Below are 19864 nucleotides of genomic sequence, written 5' to 3'. Positions count from 1 at the left end.
CGGGTCTGGGCTTGGGGGCGGTCGGCGGGTTCGTCGGCAGTCTGCTCAGGGAACGCAGCGCTCTGACAGCCGCCCGTGGCGCTGCGGGCGAAGGAAGCGAGGATCAGCCTTCATGGGGCGTCGGCTCGTACCGCTCACGCTGGACAACCTCCCGGACATTCCCAACCGTTGTCAGTCGTGCGTCTTCTGGGAGCTGGACCCCGTCAGCGGACAAGCCGCGGTAAAGGCGGGCACGGCGGCCCTGGAGAAGGAAGGCTGGATCTCCGCCGTCCTCCTGGACTGGGGCTCCTGCGGCCGCGTTGTCTATGTCGATGACGTGCCGGTGGGTTTCGTCCTCTACGCGCCCCCGGCCTACGTCCCCCGCTCGACAGCGTTTCCCACGAGCCCTGTGTCACCGGATGCCGTGCAGCTGATGACGTCGTTCATCATGCCGGGCTACCAGGGGCAGGGACTGGGCCGGGTCATGGTGCAGACGGTGGCCAAGGATCTGTTGCGACGCGGCTTCAAGGCGATCGAGGCCTTCGGCGATGCCCATGCGAAAGAGGCCGCCTGCGTCCTGCCCGCCGACCATCTGCTCGCCGTGGGCTTCAAGACGGTCCGTCAGCATCCCGCCTATCCACGGCTGAGGCTGGAGCTGCGTACGACGCTCTCCTGGAAGGAAGACGTGGAGATGGCGCTCGACCGGTTGCTGGGAGCCGTACAGAAGGAACCAGCGCTTCGACCGCTCTAAAGCGAAGGGGCCGACTCCGGAGAGTCGGCCCCTTCGTGTTTCACGTGGAACACGGTTTCACGTGAAACATCACTTGCTGGCGATGAACTCGTCGAGGTCGCGAAGGATCGCGGCCTTCGGCTTGGCGCCGACGATGGTCTTGGCGACCTCGCCACCCTGGTAGACGTTCAGGGTCGGGATCGACATGACGCCGTACCGGGCGGCCGTCGCCGGGTTCTCGTCGATGTTGAGCTTGACGATCTCGATGGCGTCGCCGTGCTCGGCGGCGATGGCTTCGAGGGACGGAGCGATCTGGCGGCACGGGCCGCACCAGGAAGCCCAGAAGTCCACCAGGACGGGCTTGTCGCTCTTGAGGACGTCCTCGTCGAAGGAATCGTCGGTCACATTCTTCAGAGTGCCGGCCACGGCGGGCTCCTTAACTTGATCGTGCGGTGGGGAGGATGGAGGTCAGACGGTGGTCTTCGCGGGTTCTGCCTGCTCCTTGTCCGCGAGGGCGGCAAGGAAATGCTCGGTGTCCAGAGCGGCAGAGCAGCCAGTGCCGGCGGCGGTGATCGCCTGGCGGTAGGTGTGGTCGACGACGTCACCGGCGCCGAAGACACCGGTCAGGTTGGTGCGGGTCGAGGGCGCCTCGACCTTCAGGTAGCCCTCCCCGTCCAGGTCGAGCTGGCCCTTGAAGAGCTCCGTGCGGGGGTCGTGGCCGATCGCGATGAACAGGCCAGTCACCGCCAGATCCGAGAGTTCCCCGGACTTCAGGTTGCGCAGCTTGAGGCTGGCGAGCTTGGGGTCGCCCTCGATCTCAGCGACCTCGCTGTCCCAGACGAACTTGATCTTCGGGTCGGCGAAGGCGCGTTCCTGCATCGCCTTGGAGGCGCGCAGGCTGTCCCGGCGGTGGACGATCGTCACTGACTTGGCGAAGCGGGAGAGGAAGGTCGCCTCCTCCATCGCCGTGTCGCCACCACCGATGACGGCGATGTCCTGGTCCTTGAAGAAGAACCCGTCACAGGTGGCACACCAGGAGACACCCCGGCCGGAGAGCGCGTCCTCGTTCGGCAGGCCCAGCTTGCGGTGCTGAGAGCCGGTGGTGACGATGACGGCCTTCGCCTGGTGCACGGTGCCCGAGGTGTCCGTGACGGTCTTGATCTCACCGGTCAGGTCGACAGAGACCACGTCGTCCGGGATCAGCTCGGCACCGAAGCGCTCGGCCTGGGCGCGCATGTTGTCCATGAGCTCGGGGCCCATGATGCCGTCCTGGAAGCCCGGGAAGTTCTCGACTTCGGTGGTGTTCATCAGCGCGCCACCAGCGGTGACGGCACCCTCGAACACCAGCGGCTTCAGCGACGCGCGCGCGGTGTAGAGCGCCGCCGTGTAGCCGGCGGGCCCGGAGCCGATGATGATCACGTTTCGGACGTCGCTCACGGCTTGGTTCCTCGTCTCTGGACTGCGTCAGTACGACCGGTGGGAGTCCCCTGTCGGAGCCTCCACACCACCCAACGGATCCTACGGGGCCCGCATTCCCGCTGTGTCCGGGCACACGGAGACGGCACGTGGCAGGGAATCGCCACGACGGACGGAGAGGAGGGGCCCGCAGTCAGGAATGCGGGAACGACCGTGTCAGAAGGACCTTGCCAGGGGTGGATGTCTGGCTGCTCACGCAGGCCGCGTCGACGACGTAGGCCGTGACTTGGCTGTTGTCGGAAGCGTCGGGCAGCACCACGAGATAGGCGGCGGTCCCGTTGTAGGTGCCCTTCTTGAAAGCGAGGACATCGGTGTTGCCACGGTCGACGCCCTGTCGGATGCAGTCCGGGATGGAGCCGGACGGTTGGATCAGGGTTTTGGGAGTCTTGGTGGAAGACTCCGCGCCGCCGGGGTCGGAAGCGACGTTCCAGGGCTTCTCACTGTTGGCGCCCTGACTCGTGGACGACTTGGTGGAGAGGAGACCCGAGACCTCGCTCTCCAGCTTCCCCTTGGAGAAGGTGTCCGCAGAGCTGGTCGGGTTCCCGTGAGCCGTGTCGGACGAGGTGTGGTCGCCCAGCGACTGGATGAACAGGGAGCCGGCTCCCAGAACGGCCGCGGTGAACACGGCTCCCAGGACGATCCTCCCGCGACGTCCGCCGCGGGTCCGTTCCTTGCGTTCCTTGTTGCGTCCGGGACCGGTTGCCGCGTGTGCGTGTCCTGATGGGCGGGCCGTCAGCGATGTTTCACGTGAAACATGCGCCTCGGTGTGCTCGCTGTCCTCGCCCGATGTGGCTCGGGACGCGCTCACCAACGTCGGCGCAGCCAGGGACTCGGGGGCGGTGGAACCCAGTAGGGCCTCCGCGGCGAGGGCTGCGTCGATACGGCTCGCGATCTCGGCGGGCATGCGAGGTGGGCCGGGCATGCTGCCCAGCAGACCCCGGATCTCCTCCAGCGAGTCGTGGACGTCCGCACAGAGCTCGCACTCGTCCAGATGCCGCCGTACCTCGGAACCCCTGGACGGCGGGAGAAGACCCTCGGTGAGGTCGGAGATCTCCGCGACGTCCGGGTGCCCGGCCGTGTCTGTCGTGGATGTCACGCTCGCCCACCTCCGCCCTTCACGGCAGCTGAATCGCTCGGTCCTGCATCCTTGGGACCTCCGTCGCGAGATCCCGCTGCCGGTGGGACGGATGTCCCCTGCGCCCGGTTCCGTCCAGCGCCCGGTTCCTTGCCGTCACCGGCTCTTTCCGGCCGTAGATGGGTGAGCAGCGGCAGCAGTCTGGCTCTTCCGCGGGCGCAGCGGCTCTTCACCGTGCCGGTCGGCACATCGAGCATGCGGGCGGCCTCCGCGACGGGGTAGCCCTGCATGTCCACGAGGACGAGGGCGGCGCGCTGGTCGGGCGGGAGGGTCCCCAGGGCTTCCAGTAGTTGGCGGTGCAGGTCGTTGCGCTCCGCGGGGGCCGAAGCCGACTCGTGCGGTTCCAGGAGCTGTTCCAGGCGCTCGGTGTCGTCGACCGGAGACGTTTTCCTGGAGGCGGCCTTGCGGGCGCGGTCCAGGCAGGCGTTCACCGTGATGCGGTGCAGCCAGGTCGTGACGGCCGACTGGCCGCGGAAGGTGTGCGCGGCCCGGTAGGCGGAGACGAGGGCGTCCTGGACCGCGTCAGCGGCCTCCTCGCGGTCTCCCAGCGTGCGCAGGGCCACGGCCCAAAGCCGGTCCCGATGCCGGCGTACGAGCTCACCGAAGGCGTCCGGGTCCCCTGCGACGTGGCGGGCCAGGAGTTCGTCATCGGGAACACCGTCGAGGTTGAGTGGCAAACACCCTCACCTCCTTCCGCTCGGCGAATATACCGTATAAGAGTTTTGGGTGAATGTAAACGAGAGAATTCAGTGACATGCCTTCGAGGAAAGAGGCGAAGGATTTACATGTGCCGTTTTAGGGTGATATGTGAAAATTTGCATTTATGGTGAGGTGGTCGATAAGGGATTACTAAAGGATGGCAGGCTTGCTTATCATGAACATGAAAACTAGTCGGCGCAGTGTCACCAATGAAAAAGGATGGGCTCAAGCCAGCTCTTCAGTATCTGCTTTCGTGCCACGAGGATTCCTTTGTCGTGGCCAGTCGAGATGCTGAGGTGCGGAGAGCCATGAGCGATTGGAGCACATGCATGAAAGGATTTGGGCGTGACTACAAGGACATGTGGGAGGTGAACAACGATCCCAAATGGCAGAATGCGAGGCCGACCGTCGAGGAGAAGCGTATAGCTGAGGAAGACGTAACCTGTAAGCAGCGGAGCGAGGTGTTGTCAACTCTCCTGCATGTTGAGACCAGCTTGCAGAAAAGCTACATCGCAGATCACGGGAAACATTTTGCGGAAACTCGCAAGTACAAAAATTCCGTCGACCGACGTTCACGACAGGTCTTGCCGTGACTCAGGACCCGGTGATATTAATCTCCGAAATACCACCTCGGAAAAGTTCTGTGGAGCCGTCCGTGGGCAGTTCAGTGATGTGAATCAGTATGTATCGTGTGCGCAAGGGATTCTTCAGTGATCCCTTTATCTCTTTGCTCGACTCTGTCAACGGAGTGAGGCGCTGGGAGAAATCTGACAGCTCCGAGGCGGATGATCCTCCACCAGATGCCGCGAGTACTTCGACGGTCTGTCCACTTCGATACATGGTGATATCGAAGCCATTTACCGTCTTGACGCTCCCGAGGTCCACGATGATGCCGCTGCCATCTTTCCGATTCGGCAGGTTGCCGAAATTCGGATAGCCCTTGTACTGCGGAGTGATCCAAGAAGTGCTCGTTTTTCCGTCGACGGCAAGCGAGACTTCGTCTTCCTTTATGCCTGACCCGCTCGGCGCGAATTCCGTTGCGCCATCGATCTTGAGCGGGACGCTCTTCGCGGGTTGCTTCTTGTCAGTGCCCTCGTGAGTGCCCTCGGTCGGGCTGCTGTTGTCGCTGTTGCCCTGGTCCATGAGCGCGTCGGCGAGCTGCCAACTGCCCAGGCCCAGCGCGGCGATCAGCAGTGCGGACACAGCCCACTTGAGGGCCTTGCCGGTGCGGCTCTGCAGTGGGGCAGGCGGGGTCGGTACGGCCCGGGTGGCGCCGGGATGCGGTGCGGGGCGGCCGTACGTGCCCTGTTGGTACGTCGTGCGCTGGTACTCGGGCGGTGCGGTGAACGCGGGCTCCGGCGGGCGGATGCGGGGCATCTCGCCGATCGCCTTCACCAGCTCCTCCGGCGTGGTGCACGCGGACTCGTGCCGGGAGGCCGTGGCGCCGTCGTTGGCGAGCGCGCGCATGGCGAGCTCCGACAGACCTCGGTGGACACCGGCGCGCACCTGGTCGGGGGCGATGAGACCGACGCCCTTGGGCAGCCCGGACAGGCCGTAGGCGTCGCTCTCGTACGGCCAGCGCTGGGTGAGCGCCGCGTACAGCAGGGCGCCGATCGCCTCCGTGTCCGTGCGCTGCGGGGTGTCCGAACTGATGCCGCGCAGTGCGGCGTTGACGGCCAGACCGCGGATGCGCCACTGACCGGACGAGGTGCGCAGCACCGCGTTCGGGTTCAGGCGCAGATGGGCGAGGCCCTCGCGGTGCGCGGCGGCCATGGCCGAGGCGATCTGACTGACCATCTGGTAGGCGTCGTGCACCTCCAGCGGGCCGGGCGCCAGAAGCGCCGTCAGTTCCGTGGCGTCGGGCAGCCATTCGTGGACGACGTAGACGAGGTCGTTCTCCTCCACGGCGTCGAGGACCTGGACGAAGCGGGGATCACCCAGCAGCGCCGAGGAACGGGCTGCGGCCAGCACAGAGCGGGCCCTCGCATGGTCCGCGGGCAGGATGTGGACGCCGACGGCACGACGGAGTTTCTCGTCCACCGCGCGCCAACTGCTGAAGCCGTCCAGACGGGTGACGCACTCTTCGAGGCGATAGCGTCTGGCGAGCTTGTGACCGCTGTGCAGTTCGGGAGGAGAGGCCTTCTCGGTTTCCTCGATCCCGCCGCTCCCTTGTGCCTTGTCGCTCTCCGTGTCCCGCTCCGGTTTCTGGGCCACCCCGTCGGCCGTGGCCTGGTCCGCCTTGGCGGTCAGCGGCTCGTCGCCGCTGTTGTCTGCCACGTCGACGGCAGCCGTGCTCCGTTCCGCCACCGTCGCTCCTGCCTCCCCATCCGTTGCACGCTGTCCGACGCCGAAACCAATTGTGCCCACAGTCTGCCGCTATGCACGACACACAGCGGCGGACGATGGTTGTGCGTGTGCCCCCGCCTCAACGCCCCAAGCGCCCGCGCACCATGCCCACGAGGGAGTTGAGCTCCTCGATGCGCATGCGTCGGGCCGCGACGTAGAAGATTCCGAGCAGTACGGCACCGCCCACCAGGAGGGCGGCGAACGAGCCGACGACCCCCTGGCCGAGCGTATGACCGATCCCGTAGCAAGCCGCACCACTGAGCAGTGCGGCCGGCACGGAGGCGATGCTGAGCCGAGCGTACGTCCGCAGCACGCGAGCGCCGTCCAGGTCGCCGTTCAGCCGCTTGCGCAGCCGGTTCCAGGCGACGCCGACACCGGTCGCGTACGCGAGGCCGTACGAGGCCGCCATGCCCACCACGGCCCAGCGGGCCGGGAGCACGAAGTAACAGACCGCCGAGGCACCCGCGTTGACCGCGGCCACGATGACGGTGTTGTAGAAGGGCGTCCGGGTGTCCTCGTAGGCGTAGAAGGCACGCAGGACGACGTACTGCACCGAGTAAGGGATCAGGCCGAGGGCGAAGGCCATCAGCATGAAGCCCATGTTGGTTGCTGAACTGATGCCCGAGGAGCCGAAGATCAGGGTGCACATCGGGATACCCAGAGCGAGCAGACCGAAGGCGATGGGCACGATCGCGACGGCGGTCGTGCGCAGACCCTGGGAGATGTCGTCGCGGACGGCTCCGCCGTCACCCTCCGCCGCTGAGCGCGAGATGCGCGGCAGCAGCGCGGCCATCAGAGAAACGGTGATGATCGCTTGTGGCAGGCCCCAGATGAGCTGTGCGTTGGCGTAGGCGGCGAAGCCGGTGCCATCGACGGGCGAGGACTTGCCCGCAGCGGTGGACAGTTGGGACACGACGATCGCGCCGGCCTGGTTGGCGAGTACGAAGAGGACGGTCCACTTCGCGAGCGTCGCGGCCTTGCCGAGGCCATGTCCCCGCCAGTCGAAGCGCAACCGCAGCCGGAATCCGGTCTCCCGCAGATACGGGATCATCGCGAGCGCTTGGACGACCAGGCCGAGCAGCACACCGATGCCGAGCAGTTGCTGGCCCTCCGGCGGGATGTTCGTGACCTTCATGCCGGAGTTCGCGGAGGTTCCGTACACCCAGATGAACATGCCGAGCGTCACGATGATGACGATGTTGTTGAGGACCGGTGTCCACATCATCGCGCCGAACTTGCCGCGCGCGTTCAGGATCTGGCCCATCACGACGTGGACGCCCATGAAGAAGATCGAGGGCAGGAAGTAGCGGACGAAGGTGACGCCCACCTCGTTGGCCGCCGGGTCGTTGGCCACCGAGTCGGACAGCAGACGGATCAGGAGGGGTGCCGCGAAGACCGCCAGTGCGGTGAGCGCGCCCAACGCCACCATGACGAGGGTCAGCAGCCGGTTGGCGAACGCCTCACCGCCGTCGTCGTCCTCCTTCATGGCACGCACGAGCTGTGGCACGAAGACGGAGTTGAGGCCACCGCCCACGGTCAGGATGTAGATCATCGTCGGCAACTGGTAGGCGACCTGGAAGGTGTCGCCGAGCATGCCGACACCGAGAGCCGCGACGATCAGCGCGGAGCGGACGAAGCCCGTCAGGCGGGAGACCATCGTGCCCGCCGCCATCACGGCGCTCGACTTCAGCAGGCCGGAGGCCTTCCCGCCCTTCTTGGGAGCGGCCGCGGGCGCGGGTGCCGGCGCCGTAGGAGTGAGCTGCATCGTGGCGTCGGACATCGGCGCCGGGCCCGAGGGTGGTGCCGGGGACGGGCCGGGGACCGCCGGGGAGTCCATCTGCGGACGTCCGCCGCCCTGGCCCTGGTCCCGGAAGAGATGCGCAAAGGCGTCCGGCTCGTGGTGTTCCTCGCCGGCCCCCGACACCAGGTCGTCCACGCCCACGAACTGGGTCGTCCGGGCGTCGTCGCCGTACGGCAGGTACTGGGTCGGGCCCTCCGGCTCCGGCGCCGGGGTCTGTGCCCAGACGCGGGGGTCGGGGGCGTACGGGGACTGGGGCGGCTGGGCGTAGAGCGGGGGCTGCGGCTGGTACGTGCCCGGAGGCGGCGGGGGGTGGGCGGCGCGGTCGTAGAGCGCCTCGGCGACCGGGTCCTGGGCGGAGAGGTCCTGCGCCCGGTAGGGGTCCTGGTCGTAGGCGTCCTGGAGGTACATGTCCGCGGGGGGCTGCGGCGGCACCTGGCCGTGTTCGGGCGGCGGGCCCTCGGGGTAGCCCGAGCCGCCCGCGCCCTGACCGCGGTCACCGTCGTACGGCGCGTTCATGGTTACCCCACCTCATCGTCCCCGGGCCCACCGGCCACGACATCGCTCAACGGTCCACTCTCTCACCCGTGCCGGACGGGTCGGCGCTTTCCGGTGCGGTGTCCGGTGTCGGGTCACTCGGGTGCTCCGGGTCGTCTGCCCGGGACGGAGTGCCGGACTCCTCCTTGAGACGGTCCTGGGGGCCTTCGGGGTTCTCCGGGCCGTCGGGCTCCCCCGCCGCTTCGTCGTCGGGTCCGTCGGGACCCTCCTCGGCCTGGCGGGCGACGGCGCGCTTGCGGTGCGTGTACATCCGGAAGCCGGCCAGGACGAGCAGCAGGACACCGCCGCCGATGACCAGCATGACGGTGGCCGTGACCTCGGTGACCTTCACGTCGAAGCTGACGGCCTGGCCGTACTCCTGGCCGTCCTCCGTGTACAGCTGCGCGATCACGGTCACCTTGCCGTTGGCGTTGGCCGAGGTGGTGAACTTCACGGACTGGCTGTGCCCGCCGTTGACCGTGACCTGCTGCTCCGTGTAGGCCTTGCCGCCGATCTTCAGTCGCGTGGGGCTCGTCGAGGTGAGGCGCAGGACCAGGTGTCCGACGCCCTGCACCAGGTTGTTCTGCACGGTCACGGGGATCGTGGCGCTGCGGCCCGAGAGCTTGGTCTCGGACTTGTCGATCAGCTTCACCTGGTTGGTGAGGTCGTCGAGATAGTCCAGCACGCTCTGGCGGAAGTTCGCCGCCTCGCCCGCCTGTCCCCGCCACGACGTGGACATCTCACGGTTCATGGCCCGCCCGAACGGGGTCACGACCCGGGACTCGTCGGTGAGGATCACCCGGAAGTTGTCGAGCCTGTCCTGGGTGGCCGCGATCTGCTCGAACGCCGACTTCGGCAGTTCCTGCCTCCGCAGCGAGGAGGGGTACGAGGAGGACGACGGGATCTTCGTGGTGGCGCTCGGGTCGGGCTTGGCCTTGGCCGCCGCGGCGAGATCCTGCGACGCGGACCAGGTGCTGCCCTGGAGGGTCGTCAGCGCCTCGGCCATCGTCTGGGCCTGGCTCCCGGTCGGCATGCGCTGCGGGGCGACGACGACGCTGCGCTGCTTGTCCGTCTGCAGGTCGAGCGCCAGGCTCTGGGCGAGGAACTGCTGCTCGGCGAGTGTGGCGGCCCCGGCCTTCGTCAGGTCGCCCTCGAACGCCGTCGAGAGCCGTGCGTCCGCGACCACTGCCGTCGTGCCGCCGCCGATGGGGCGGGCCGCGGAGGGCGTGTACGACAGGCCGCCGGTCTCCTGGAGGCTGTCGCTGCGGGCGATCACCTTGTCGGCGCCGGCCGACGTGGCGACCTTGATGATCGACGGGTCCACGGCGCCGTTCACCGGCCACGCGAAGTCCGTGTTCGGCGTCACGTGCAGCACCGTCTCCACGGTGCTCGCGGCGACGTCCGTGGCGTCCTTGAGGTGACTCAGGGAGCCGGTGACGCTGGTGCCGTTGTGGGCGAGGGACGCCAGGTCCGGGTCGGCGAAGGGGAGGGCGACGACTTCCTTGTCCGCGACCGCCGACTGGAGCTCGGCGAGCCACGCCTTGGCGACCGCCTGGTGGGTGCCCGTCGTCGTGGTGTCGCCGTCTCCCTGGATCTTGTAGCTGCGGGTCATCGCGTCGACGGAGGCCAGCAGGTCCGGGTCGATCACCCAGGTGACGTCGAGATCCTTGCCCAGCGACAGCATCTGGTCGAGGCGACCGCCCGGAGCGATCTCCTTGGCGAGGTCGTCGTTGAGGAAGACCGGCGTCTGCTGCTCGTTGGAACCCGTCTGCGCTGTCATGTGGACGCCGGAGACGAGCGGCCACAGATACGTCGTCTTCGTCTTCGTGTCCGCCTCGTCGGGCTGCCACGGCAGGAACGTCCGCTGGATGCCCAGCACCTGCTCCCACGGTTGCGCCGAGGTCTGGCCGGAGAGCGAGACACCGAGCGGGTAGACGCCGTCGTCACCGAGGTCCAGTTTGTCGACCGGCACGGAGAGGGTGAAGGGCTCTGCGACGCCCGGAGTGAGCTTGGAGAACTGCTCGGTGTACTTGTCGCCGACCTCCGAGCCGTCGACGCCCTGGATGAAGTCGGTGCGCTTGGCGACGGTGTCGATCGCCGAACGGGTGCTCAGCGCCTGGCCCAGGCGCAGGCCCACATGGGCGTCGGTGACCGCCTGCTTGCCGTTGTTGGTCACCGTCCCGGAGACGGTCAGGGTGTCCCCGTCCGTGGGGATGCTGGGGCTGAGCGTGTCCAGGGAGATGGACACCGTCTGCGAGCCGGAGGCGGCCTTCGCGGACGTCTGCTCGGCCGCACCGGCGGGTGCGACAGCGGACAGCTGGAGGAGGCCGGCCAGCAGAGGCGCCCCGGCGAGCAGTGTGCCGGTGCGCCGCAGCCACCGGCGGGCAGGTGAGGGACACGTCCCCTGGAAGTCTGCCGCCTCGGCCACGCGCTCGCCCGTCCCTCGTCATCGTCAGTGGTCGTCGCAATGTGCGTCCACGCATGGTAACGATGCGCGCTGAGGGGAAGTGCCGCGGACTGGTCCACAAGATCGGAGAACAGCGGCGGACCGTCCCGTATGTGCCCGTATAAAGGGGAGCACTCGGGTACGTCGCAAGGGCAGCGCTTGCGCGGGTATCGGCGGACGTGTCCGTGCACATTTAATAGAGGCGCTCGCGGTGGCTGGGGCCACGTACCCTTTTCTGTTGTGCCGAACGCCAACGAAGACAACCCCAGTGCCCTGAGCCAGGTACAGCACCGCGCGGTGAGCGAGCTGCTGCGGGTGGCTCCCGTCGCCGACGACCTCGCCCGCCGTTTCCAGGAGGCCGGGTTCTCCCTCGCCCTGGTCGGCGGCTCGGTCCGGGACGCGCTGCTCGAACGGCTCGGCAACGACCTGGACTTCACGACGGACGCCCGCCCCGAGGACGTACTGAGGATCGTCCGGCCGTGGGCGGACGCCGTGTGGGAGGTCGGGATCGCCTTCGGCACCGTGGGGGCGCAGAAGGACGGCTACCAGATCGAGGTGACCACCTACCGGTCGGAGGCGTACGACCGCACCTCGCGCAAGCCCGAGGTGTCGTACGGCGACTCGATCGAGGAGGACCTCGTCCGGCGCGACTTCACGGTGAACGCGATGGCTGTCGCGCTCCCGGAGAAGGAGTTCATCGACCCGCACGGCGGCCTCGCCGACCTCGCGGCCCGGGTGCTGCGGACCCCGGGTACTCCCGAGGCGTCCTTCTCGGACGATCCCCTGCGGATGATGCGGGCTGCACGGTTCGCCGCCCAGCTCGACTTCGAGGTCGCTCCCGAGGTCGTCGCGGCGATGACGGAGATGTCCGGGCGGATCGAGATCGTCTCGGCCGAGCGGGTGCGGGACGAGCTGAACAAGCTGATCCTCTCCGCCCACCCCCGCAAGGGACTGGCCCTGCTGGTCGACACCGGACTCGCCGACCACGTCCTGCCCGAGCTTCCCGCCCTCCGTCTGGAGAGCGACGAGCACCACCGGCACAAGGACGTCTACGAACACACGCTGATCGTTCTGGAGCAGGCGATCGAACTGGAGGAGAACGGCCCCGACCTGATCCTCCGCCTGGCCGCCCTGCTGCACGACATCGGCAAGCCGCGCACCCGCCGCTTCGAGAACGACGGCCGAGTCTCGTTCCACCACCACGAGGTGGTCGGCGCGAAGATGACCAAGAAGCGCATGCTGGCGCTCAAGTACTCCAACGACCTGGTGAAGGACGTCTCCCGTCTCGTCGAACTCCACCTGCGTTTCCACGGCTACGGCACCGGCGAGTGGACCGACTCGGCCGTCCGCCGCTACGTCCGTGATGCCGGCCCGCTCCTCGGTCGCCTTCACAAGCTGACCCGGTCGGACTGCACCACGCGGAACAAGCGCAGGGCCGCCGCGCTGTCCCGGGCGTACGACGGTCTGGAGCAGCGCATCGCCCAGCTGCAGGAGCAGGAGGAGCTGGACTCGATCCGTCCCGACCTCGACGGCAACCAGATCATGGAGGTCCTGGGCGTCACACCAGGGCCGGTCATCGGCCGTGCGTACAAGTTCCTGCTGGAACTGCGGCTGGAGAACGGGCCGATGGAGCATGAGGCGGCGGTGGCCGCGCTCAAGGAGTGGTGGGCCTCCGAGAGCTGAGGGCGCGGAACGGGGTCATGTTTCACGTGAAACATGACCCCGGACAGCATCAGGGGCGGTGTTTCACGTGAAACATGAGACACCGTCCCTCGCTGTATTCGCCCTACTTCGAGTAGTCCTTCAGGCAGAGCAGGAAGTTACTGCCGTCACCGCTCTCGGTGTACGAGTACTGGAAGTCCTTCGCGGCCGCTGTGCACTTGGCGTCGGCCTCCGACTCGGAGTACTTGCCGCTGATCTTGGCAAGCACCGTGTACTGGGCCTTCGAGTCGCTGCACTTCACGACCTCAAGGTCCGGGTTGGTGTCGCTGGTGCTGCCGCGGTGCATGCAGTCGCCGACCTTGGCGGTGTCGGCGTCGTCCTGGCTCGATATGACACCGTAGATGGCCGCGCCGGCGGCGATCAGGATGATGACGCCGAGGCGGATCATCTTGGGGCTGAACTTGCGCTTCGGCTGCGGGGGGACCGGAGTGTACGGGGCCCCGCCCTGGGGCGGGAAGCCGGGCTGGCCGGGCTGCTGCGGGTAGCCGCCTTGCGGCGGATACGGCGCTTGGGCCTGCGGCGGGTAGGGCGCCTGAGCCTGGGCCTGCGGCGGGTACGGCGCCGGTGTCTGAGGCTGGCCGTAGGGCTGCTGGTCCTGGGTATAGGGATTCGGGCCCTGGGCGTACGGGTTCGGGCTCTGAGGCGGCGGAGTAGTCACTGGGGTCCCCCCTGGAACGTGGACGCATGGCACACGGCAGGACCCATGGTCTGGCGTGCGGCATGATGCGAAATAAGACGCCCGTAAGCTACCTGCCCCCACTGACACCGCTATGGCCGGGAGCGGCTCCGTATCAGTGATGTGACACTGTCCGGCGCTCAAAGTGGGCCATAGCCGCAGCAACCGCTCCGTAGACGACGGCCACGGTGAGCACCAGCACCGCCGAGCGGCCGTCAGGGGGAAGCATCAGCGCGGCCATCGCTGCGGCGCCGACGAAAGCGACGTTGAAGAGCACGTCGTAGACGGAGAAGATGCGGCCGCGGAAGCCGTCGTCGACCGAGAACTGCACGATCGTGTCCGTGGCGATCTTCGCGCCCTGTGTGGTCAGGCCCAGGACGAAGGCCGCCGCCAGCATGGGGGCGGTGGTGAACGGGAGGCCGAGGGCCGGTTCCAGGAGGGCGGCACCCGCGGCGCACACCGCGATCCAGCGGCCGGGGCCGAGTCGTCCCGCGGCCCAGGGCGTCACCACGGCCGCCACGAAGAAGCCGGCGCCGGACACCCCCAACGCCAGCCCCAGCAGGCGCAGTCCGCCGTCCGGGGTCGACGAGAGGGCGTAGCGGCAGAGCATGAGCAGCAGGACGGTCAGGGCGCCGTAGCAGAAGCGCATCAGCGTCATCGCGACGAGGGCCCAGACCGCTTCTCTGCGTTGTGGCGCGGCGAGATGGCGTACCGCCGCTGTCAGGTCCCGGGCGGTGCCGGCGAGTGCCGTCGCCAGTCGGGGCCGGGTCAACGCGCGGTCGGGGCCGAGGAGTTCGGGGGCCATGCGCAACGACGTGAGGGCCGCGCACAGGTAGAGGGCGGCTCCCAGCAGCACCACCGCGGCGTCGGTGTCCGCGACCAGGAGCCGTACCAGAAAGGCGAGGCCGCCGCCCACCGTCGCCGCCAGCGTTCCGGCCGTGGGGGAAAGGGAGTTGGCGACGACCAGTCGTTCGTCGTCGACCACGCGCGGGAGGGCGGCGGACAGGCCCGCGAGGACGAAGCGGTTGACGGCGGTGACGCAGAGCGCGGAGATGTAGAAGAGCCAGTCCGGGACATGGCTCAGCATCAGGACGGCCGTCACCGCGGCCAACAGGGCGCGCAGCAGGTTGCCGTAGAGGAAGGCCTGGCGGCGGCGCCAGCGGTCCAGGAGGACGCCGGCGAAGGGGCCGATCAGGGAGTACGGGAGGAGCAGTACCGCCATCGCGGAGGCGATCGCGCCGGCCGAGGTCTGTTTCTCCGGGGAGAAGACGACGTAGGCGGCGAGCGCGACCTGGTAGACGCCGTCCGCGCCCTGGGAGAGGAGTCGTACGGCGAGCAGGCGCCGGAAGCCCTGGAAGCGCAGGAGGATGCGCAGGTCATGGACGACGGCCATGGGCACAGCCTCACATACGAGGAGGGTCCCCGGACGGAATGCCCGGGGACCCTCGACGACCGAATCGGTGGCGGGTCCTAGCGCTCGACCTCGCCCTTGATGAACTTCTCGACGTTGGCGAAGGCCTCGTCGTCGAAGTACTGCACCGGCGGGGACTTCATGAAGTAGCTCGACGCGGAGAGGATCGGGCCGCCGATGCCGCGGTCCTTGGCGATCTTCGCGGCGCGCAGGGCGTCGATGATGACACCCGCGGAGTTCGGGGAGTCCCAGACCTCGAGCTTGTACTCCAGGTTCAGCGGGACATCGCCGAAGGCGCGGCCCTCGAGGCGGACGTAGGCCCACTTGCGGTCGTCGAGCCACTGGACGTAGTCCGACGGGCCGATGTGGACGTTCTTCTCGCCCAAGTCGCGGTCCGGGATCTGCGAGGTGACGGCCTGCGTCTTCGAGATCTTCTTGGACTCGAGGCGGTCGCGCTCCAGCATGTTCTTGAAGTCCATGTTGCCGCCGACGTTGAGCTGCATCGTGCGCTCGAGGCGGACACCGCGGTCTTCGAACAGCTTCGCCATCACACGGTGCGTGATGGTGGCGCCGACCTGCGACTTGATGTCGTCGCCGACGATCGGGACGCCTGCCTCGGTGAACTTGTCCGCCCACTCCCTGGTGCCGGCGATGAAGACCGGGAGGGCGTTGACGAAGGCGACCTTGGCGTCGATGGCGCACTGGGCGTAGAACTTCGCCGCGTCCTCGGAACCGACGGGCAGGTAGCAGATGAGGACGTCGACCTGCTTGTCCTTGAGGATCTGGACGACGTCGACCGGGGTCTCGTCGGACTCCTCGATCGTCATGCGGTAGTACTTGCCCAGGCCGTCGAGGGTGTGGCCACGCTGGACCTGGACGCCCTTGTTCGGGACGTCGCAGATCTTGATGGTGTTGTTCTCGCTGGCACCGATGGCGTCGGAGAGGTCGAGGCCGACCTTCTTCGCGTCGACGTCGAACGCGGCGACGAACTCGACGTCACCGACGTGGTACTCGCCGAACTGGACGTGCATCAGACCGGGCACCTTGGCCGCCGGATCGGCGTCCTTGTAGTACTCGACGCCCTGTACCAGTGAGGCGGCGCAGTTGCCCACGCCGACGATGGCTACGCGAACCGAACCCATTCCGGTTGCTCCCTGTGTGTGCGAGGTTGAGGCCCTGACTGGACCTCATGTGGTGGTTTCGTCGGACGGATCCGGCCCGGGGGTGGCGCCCCCGAGCCGGGGCAGGCCGCCCGACTCCCCAGATGTGCTGTCCTGCTGAGCGGAGCCTCCGGAGGCGGGACCCTTCAGGTCCCGTCCGGCTCGCTCGCTCTCGATGAGCTCGTTCAGCCAGCGCACTTCGCGCTCCACGGACTCCATTCCGTGGCGCTGCAGCTCAAGCGTGTAGTCGTCGAGGCGCTCCCGGGTCCGCGCCAGGGAGGTGCGCATCTTGTCGAGACGCTCCTCCAGCCGGCTGCGGCGACCTTCCAGTACGCGCATGCGTACGTCGCGTGACGTCTGCCCGAAGAAGGCGAAACGAGCGGCGAAATGTTCGTCCTCGTACGCGTCGGGCCCCGTCTGCGAGAGCAGCTCCTCGAAGTGCTCCTTACCTTCCGCCGTCAACCGGTAGACGATCTTGGCGCGACGTCCGGCGAGGGTGGCGGTGAGGGCGTCCTCGGGGGTGTTCCCCGTCTCCTCGATCAACCAGCCGTTGGCGACCAGCGTCTTGAGGCAGGGGTAGAGCGTTCCGTAGCTGAACGCACGGAACACACCCAGTGACGTGTTGAGTCGTTTGCGCAGCTCATAGCCGTGCATCGGAGATTCGCGGAGCAGGCCGAGGATGGCGAACTCAAGGATGCCGGAGCGTCTGCTCATCGTCGCCTCCTTCCTGTCCGCGGTCCGACCGTGACGGCCTTTATGCCGAGCTGATGTATCGACTCGATACATCCAGACGATAGAACGGCCTTCCGGATGCGACAAGTGGGGAGATGGTGAGCGGCGTCACATCACTGATTCGTTGGAATCAAGTTGCCTGATTTGGGGTGAACTTCGGGGCTAAGCAGGTTTTGACGGTGCGTAGTCTGTGCGGCATGCACACCACCGGGAACCAAGTGACGCGTGGGGGCGTCGACGTCCCCGGTGCGGTACGGATGAATGCAGAACCGACCACATCCGTACTTCGGGGGGACCGGAAACCAGCCGCCGTTTCCAGGCGCGCACGGATGCGCCTGCCCGAGGAGTAATCGTTCGATGAGCGAGCACCGTCGCAAACCGCCGCAGCCGCAGGGAGGCGGACGTGCCGCGGCCCGACGCGGCCAGTCCGGACCGACCTCCGGCCGCCGCGCGGCACCGCGAGGCGCCACCACCGGGTCTCCCTCCGACTCCTATGGGTCGAACCCCGCAGAACCGGGGGGTGAGGAGCGCCAGTACGGCAGCCGCGCCGAAGCACGCAGGGCTGCCCAAAGAAGCGGCGGCCGTCGCAGAGAGCCCGCCGGCCAGGGTCCCGGCGGCCCGAACGGGCCCGGCCGGGGCAGAGGCCGAGCTCCCGCGCCCGGCAAGAAGCGGTTCATCGACTATCCGCGCTTCGACAAGTACGGATGGCGCCGCTGGATGCCCTCCTGGAGGCTTGTCTCCGGCCTGTGTCTGTTCTTCTTCGGCAGCCTGGTGGCCGCGGTCGGCGTCGGCTACGCGATGGTCGGCATCCCCAGCGAGAACACCGCGGCCAAGTCGCAGAACAACGTCTACTACTGGTCCAACGGCGACCAGATGGTCGCCACGGGCACCGGCGCGAACCGTCAGAACATCACCATCGACCAGATCCCCCAGGCCATGCAGTGGTCGGTGATCTCGGCCGAGAACAAGAGCTTCTACACGGACTCGGGCGTCGACCCCATGGGTATCGCCCGAGCCTTGGCCAACATGGCCAAGGGTGGTCAGACGCAGGGTGGTTCGACGATCACCCAGCAGTTCGTCAAGAACACCTACCTGAGCCAGGAACAGACGGTCACCCGTAAGTTCAAGGAGATGTTCATCTCCATCAAGGTGGGCACGCAGCTCAGTAAGGCACAGGTCCTGCAGGGCTACCTGAACACCTCGTACTACGGCCGTGGCGCCTACGGCATACAGGCCGCCGCGCAGACCTACTACGGTGTGGACGCGGTCAAGCTGACGCCGAGCCAGTGCGCCTTCCTGGCGGCCCTGCTGAAGGGGCCGACGTACTACGACCCGATCGGCGCCACGAACATCGACCCCGCGGCGGACGCCAAGTCCAACACCGCCCGGTCGAAGGCTCGTTGGAGCTGGATTCTCGAGCAGATGCACAACGACAAGCGCATCACGGACGCCGAGTACCAGACGGCGATCAAGAAGTACCCCATGCCTCAGGGGCTCAAGGCCACTAAGGGCATGACCGGCCAGATCAGCTACCTGGTGGACACGGCCAAGAAGTACGTCCTGAACCACTCGAACATCTCGCAGACCGAGTTCGACCAGGGCGGCTACCAGATCTATACGACCTTCCAGAAGGACAAGGTCAACGAGCTGAGCGCGGCCGTGAAGAAGGTCCAGAAGGAACGCATCGACCCGAAGAAGCGCGATCTGGACAAGTACGTCCAGTTCGGCGCCGCGTCGGTTGTGCCCAACGACGGAGCGATCGTCGCCCTCTACGGAGGCGACGGTTACGAGAACGGCCACTTCACCAACAACGCCGACACCTCAGGTGTCCCCGTGGGTTCGACCTGGAAGCCGTTCGTGCTCGCCGCCTCCATGGAGTACGGCACGTACAAGACCGACGGCGTCGGTATCTCGCCACTGAGCAAGTACAACGGCGACGACCATCTCAAGGTCAGAAACCAGGACGACACGAACGTCCTGAACAAGGACGGCTCGATCTTCTACCAGAACAACGAGAGCAACTACCCCTGGGGCTACATCACGCTGCGCAAGGCGATGGAGCAGTCAATCAACACGCCGTTCGTGCAGTTGGGCATGGACGTAGGGAACTCGAAGGTGCGGGACGTTGCCAAGGCGTCCGGGATACTGGACGACAGTTTCGCCACGCTGAACCCGTCCTTCGCCATCGGCACCTCGACGCCCAGCGCGATCCGGATGGCCGACGCGTACGCGACGTTCGCCGCGTCCGGCAAGCAGGCGGACCCGTACTCGGTGACCGCCGTCAAGCACGACGGGCAGCCAGTGTCCGGCTTCAGCAAGCCGACCGTGAAGCAGGCCATGCCGGAGAACGTGGCGAACAACGTCACGAACACCCTGGAGAACGTCATCCAGAACGGTACGGCCGAAGCCGCGAAGGCTCTGGGCCGTGATGCGGCCGGCAAGACCGGTACCACCGACAGCAACAAGTCGGCCTGGTTCGTCGGCTACACCCAGCAGCTCTCGACGTCGATCGCGATGTTCAGGGAGAACCCCAAGGACGCCGAACTGCTCTCCATGAACGGCACAGCAGGGGTGGCGTCCATCCATGGTGGTGACATTCCGACGGCGATCTGGACCGAGTACATGGAGGCCGCGCTGAAGGGGAAGTCCGACCCCGGCTTCCCGGACGCCACCAAGATCGACAAGGTGTCGAACGAAGACGGTGCCCCGACTCCCACTCCGACGCCCGTCGTGACGCCGAGTGAGACGCCCAGCGAGACACCGAGCGAGACGCCCAGTGAGACGCCGAGTTCGACACCGTCGGCCACTGAGTCCTGCAAGTTCAGCTGGCAGTGCAGCGACGACGGTGGCACCGACGGAGGTGTGACGTCCACGCCGACGGACACGGCCACTGCTACGGAATCCAGTGGCACCAGCAGAGGCAGCGGCAACGGGGGCATCTTCGGAGGCTCAACCGGTTAGCCGCCATATCGCCTATGAAGGGTGTTTCACGTGAAACACCCTTCACTGGATGTTTC

Annotated in this window: 14 protein-coding genes; 3 read left to right on the top strand and 11 right to left on the bottom strand. The window is 67.1% G+C overall.

Annotation, left to right across the window (positions count from 1 at the left end):
* The first annotated feature begins 112 nt into the window (after positions 1 to 112).
* Positions 113 to 730 carry a GNAT family N-acetyltransferase gene (locus OG496_RS28965; protein WP_405972969.1) on the top strand — a complete coding sequence of 206 codons (618 nt, stop codon included), beginning with the start codon at positions 113 to 115 and terminating at the stop codon, positions 728 to 730.
* Positions 731 to 799: 69 nt separating this feature from the next.
* Here OG496_RS28965 and trxA read toward each other — a convergent pair whose 3' ends face one another.
* The 7 genes from trxA to OG496_RS28930 form a co-directional block, all read right to left on the bottom strand.
* Positions 800 to 1135, bottom strand: coding sequence for a thioredoxin (trxA, locus tag OG496_RS28960; protein WP_366494796.1), 336 nt, complete (start codon positions 1133 to 1135; stop codon positions 800 to 802).
* A 42-nt stretch (positions 1136 to 1177) separates the two neighbouring features.
* Positions 1178 to 2146: a thioredoxin-disulfide reductase gene (trxB, locus tag OG496_RS28955; RefSeq protein WP_366494797.1), complete on the bottom strand. Its 969-nt coding sequence runs from the start codon at positions 2144 to 2146 to the stop codon at positions 1178 to 1180.
* 172 nt (positions 2147 to 2318) lie between these two features.
* Positions 2319 to 3281: a hypothetical protein gene (locus OG496_RS28950; protein WP_366494798.1), complete on the bottom strand. Its 963-nt coding sequence runs from the start codon at positions 3279 to 3281 to the stop codon at positions 2319 to 2321.
* Positions 3278 to 3997 (bottom strand): RNA polymerase sigma factor SigM, encoded by a 720-nt coding sequence (gene sigM / locus OG496_RS28945; RefSeq protein ID WP_405972968.1) that lies wholly within the window; start codon positions 3995 to 3997, stop codon positions 3278 to 3280. The genes OG496_RS28950 and sigM overlap by 4 nt, the downstream gene beginning before the upstream one ends.
* Before the next feature lie 616 nt (positions 3998 to 4613).
* Entirely contained in the window at positions 4614 to 6326 is a 1713-nt protein-coding gene (locus tag OG496_RS28940) for a protein kinase family protein (protein WP_405972967.1), read from the bottom strand.
* A 118-nt stretch (positions 6327 to 6444) separates the two neighbouring features.
* Entirely contained in the window at positions 6445 to 8682 is a 2238-nt protein-coding gene (gene murJ, locus OG496_RS28935; protein ID WP_405972966.1) for a murein biosynthesis integral membrane protein MurJ, read from the bottom strand.
* 46 nt (positions 8683 to 8728) lie between these two features.
* Positions 8729 to 11128, bottom strand: a complete 2400-nt coding sequence (locus OG496_RS28930) for a DUF6049 family protein (RefSeq protein WP_366494803.1) — start codon at positions 11126 to 11128, stop codon at positions 8729 to 8731.
* 258 nt (positions 11129 to 11386) lie between these two features.
* Between OG496_RS28930 and OG496_RS28925 the strand changes: the two genes are divergently transcribed.
* On the top strand, positions 11387 to 12829 hold the full coding sequence (locus tag OG496_RS28925; protein WP_366494804.1) for a CCA tRNA nucleotidyltransferase: 1443 nt from the start codon (positions 11387 to 11389) through the stop codon (positions 12827 to 12829).
* A 103-nt stretch (positions 12830 to 12932) separates the two neighbouring features.
* Here the strand turns inward: OG496_RS28925 and OG496_RS28920 are convergent, their stop codons facing one another.
* The 4 genes from OG496_RS28920 to OG496_RS28905 form a co-directional block, all read right to left on the bottom strand.
* Positions 12933 to 13526, bottom strand: coding sequence for a hypothetical protein (locus OG496_RS28920; protein ID WP_405972965.1), 594 nt, complete (start codon positions 13524 to 13526; stop codon positions 12933 to 12935).
* A 133-nt stretch (positions 13527 to 13659) separates the two neighbouring features.
* Positions 13660 to 14937 carry an MFS transporter gene (locus OG496_RS28915; RefSeq protein WP_405972964.1) on the bottom strand — a complete coding sequence of 426 codons (1278 nt, stop codon included), beginning with the start codon at positions 14935 to 14937 and terminating at the stop codon, positions 13660 to 13662.
* 77 nt (positions 14938 to 15014) lie between these two features.
* Complete coding sequence (locus tag OG496_RS28910) at positions 15015 to 16097, bottom strand: inositol-3-phosphate synthase (protein WP_405972963.1); 1083 nt, start codon at positions 16095 to 16097, stop codon at positions 15015 to 15017.
* A 45-nt stretch (positions 16098 to 16142) separates the two neighbouring features.
* A complete protein-coding gene (locus OG496_RS28905) occupies positions 16143 to 16829 on the bottom strand; it encodes a PadR family transcriptional regulator (RefSeq protein ID WP_033285749.1) in 687 nt (228 codons plus the stop codon).
* 735 nt (positions 16830 to 17564) lie between these two features.
* Here OG496_RS28905 and OG496_RS28900 point away from each other — a divergent pair.
* Entirely contained in the window at positions 17565 to 19808 is a 2244-nt protein-coding gene (locus OG496_RS28900; protein WP_366494925.1) for a transglycosylase domain-containing protein, read from the top strand.
* Positions 19809 to 19864: the final 56 nt, after the last annotated feature.

The organism is Streptomyces sp. NBC_00988 (assembly GCF_045162645.1).
Classification (GTDB): Bacteria; Actinomycetota; Actinomycetes; order Streptomycetales; family Streptomycetaceae; genus Streptomyces.
The sequence above is the reverse complement of the archived record's forward strand: the minus strand, read 5'-3'. Positions and strand labels throughout refer to the sequence as shown.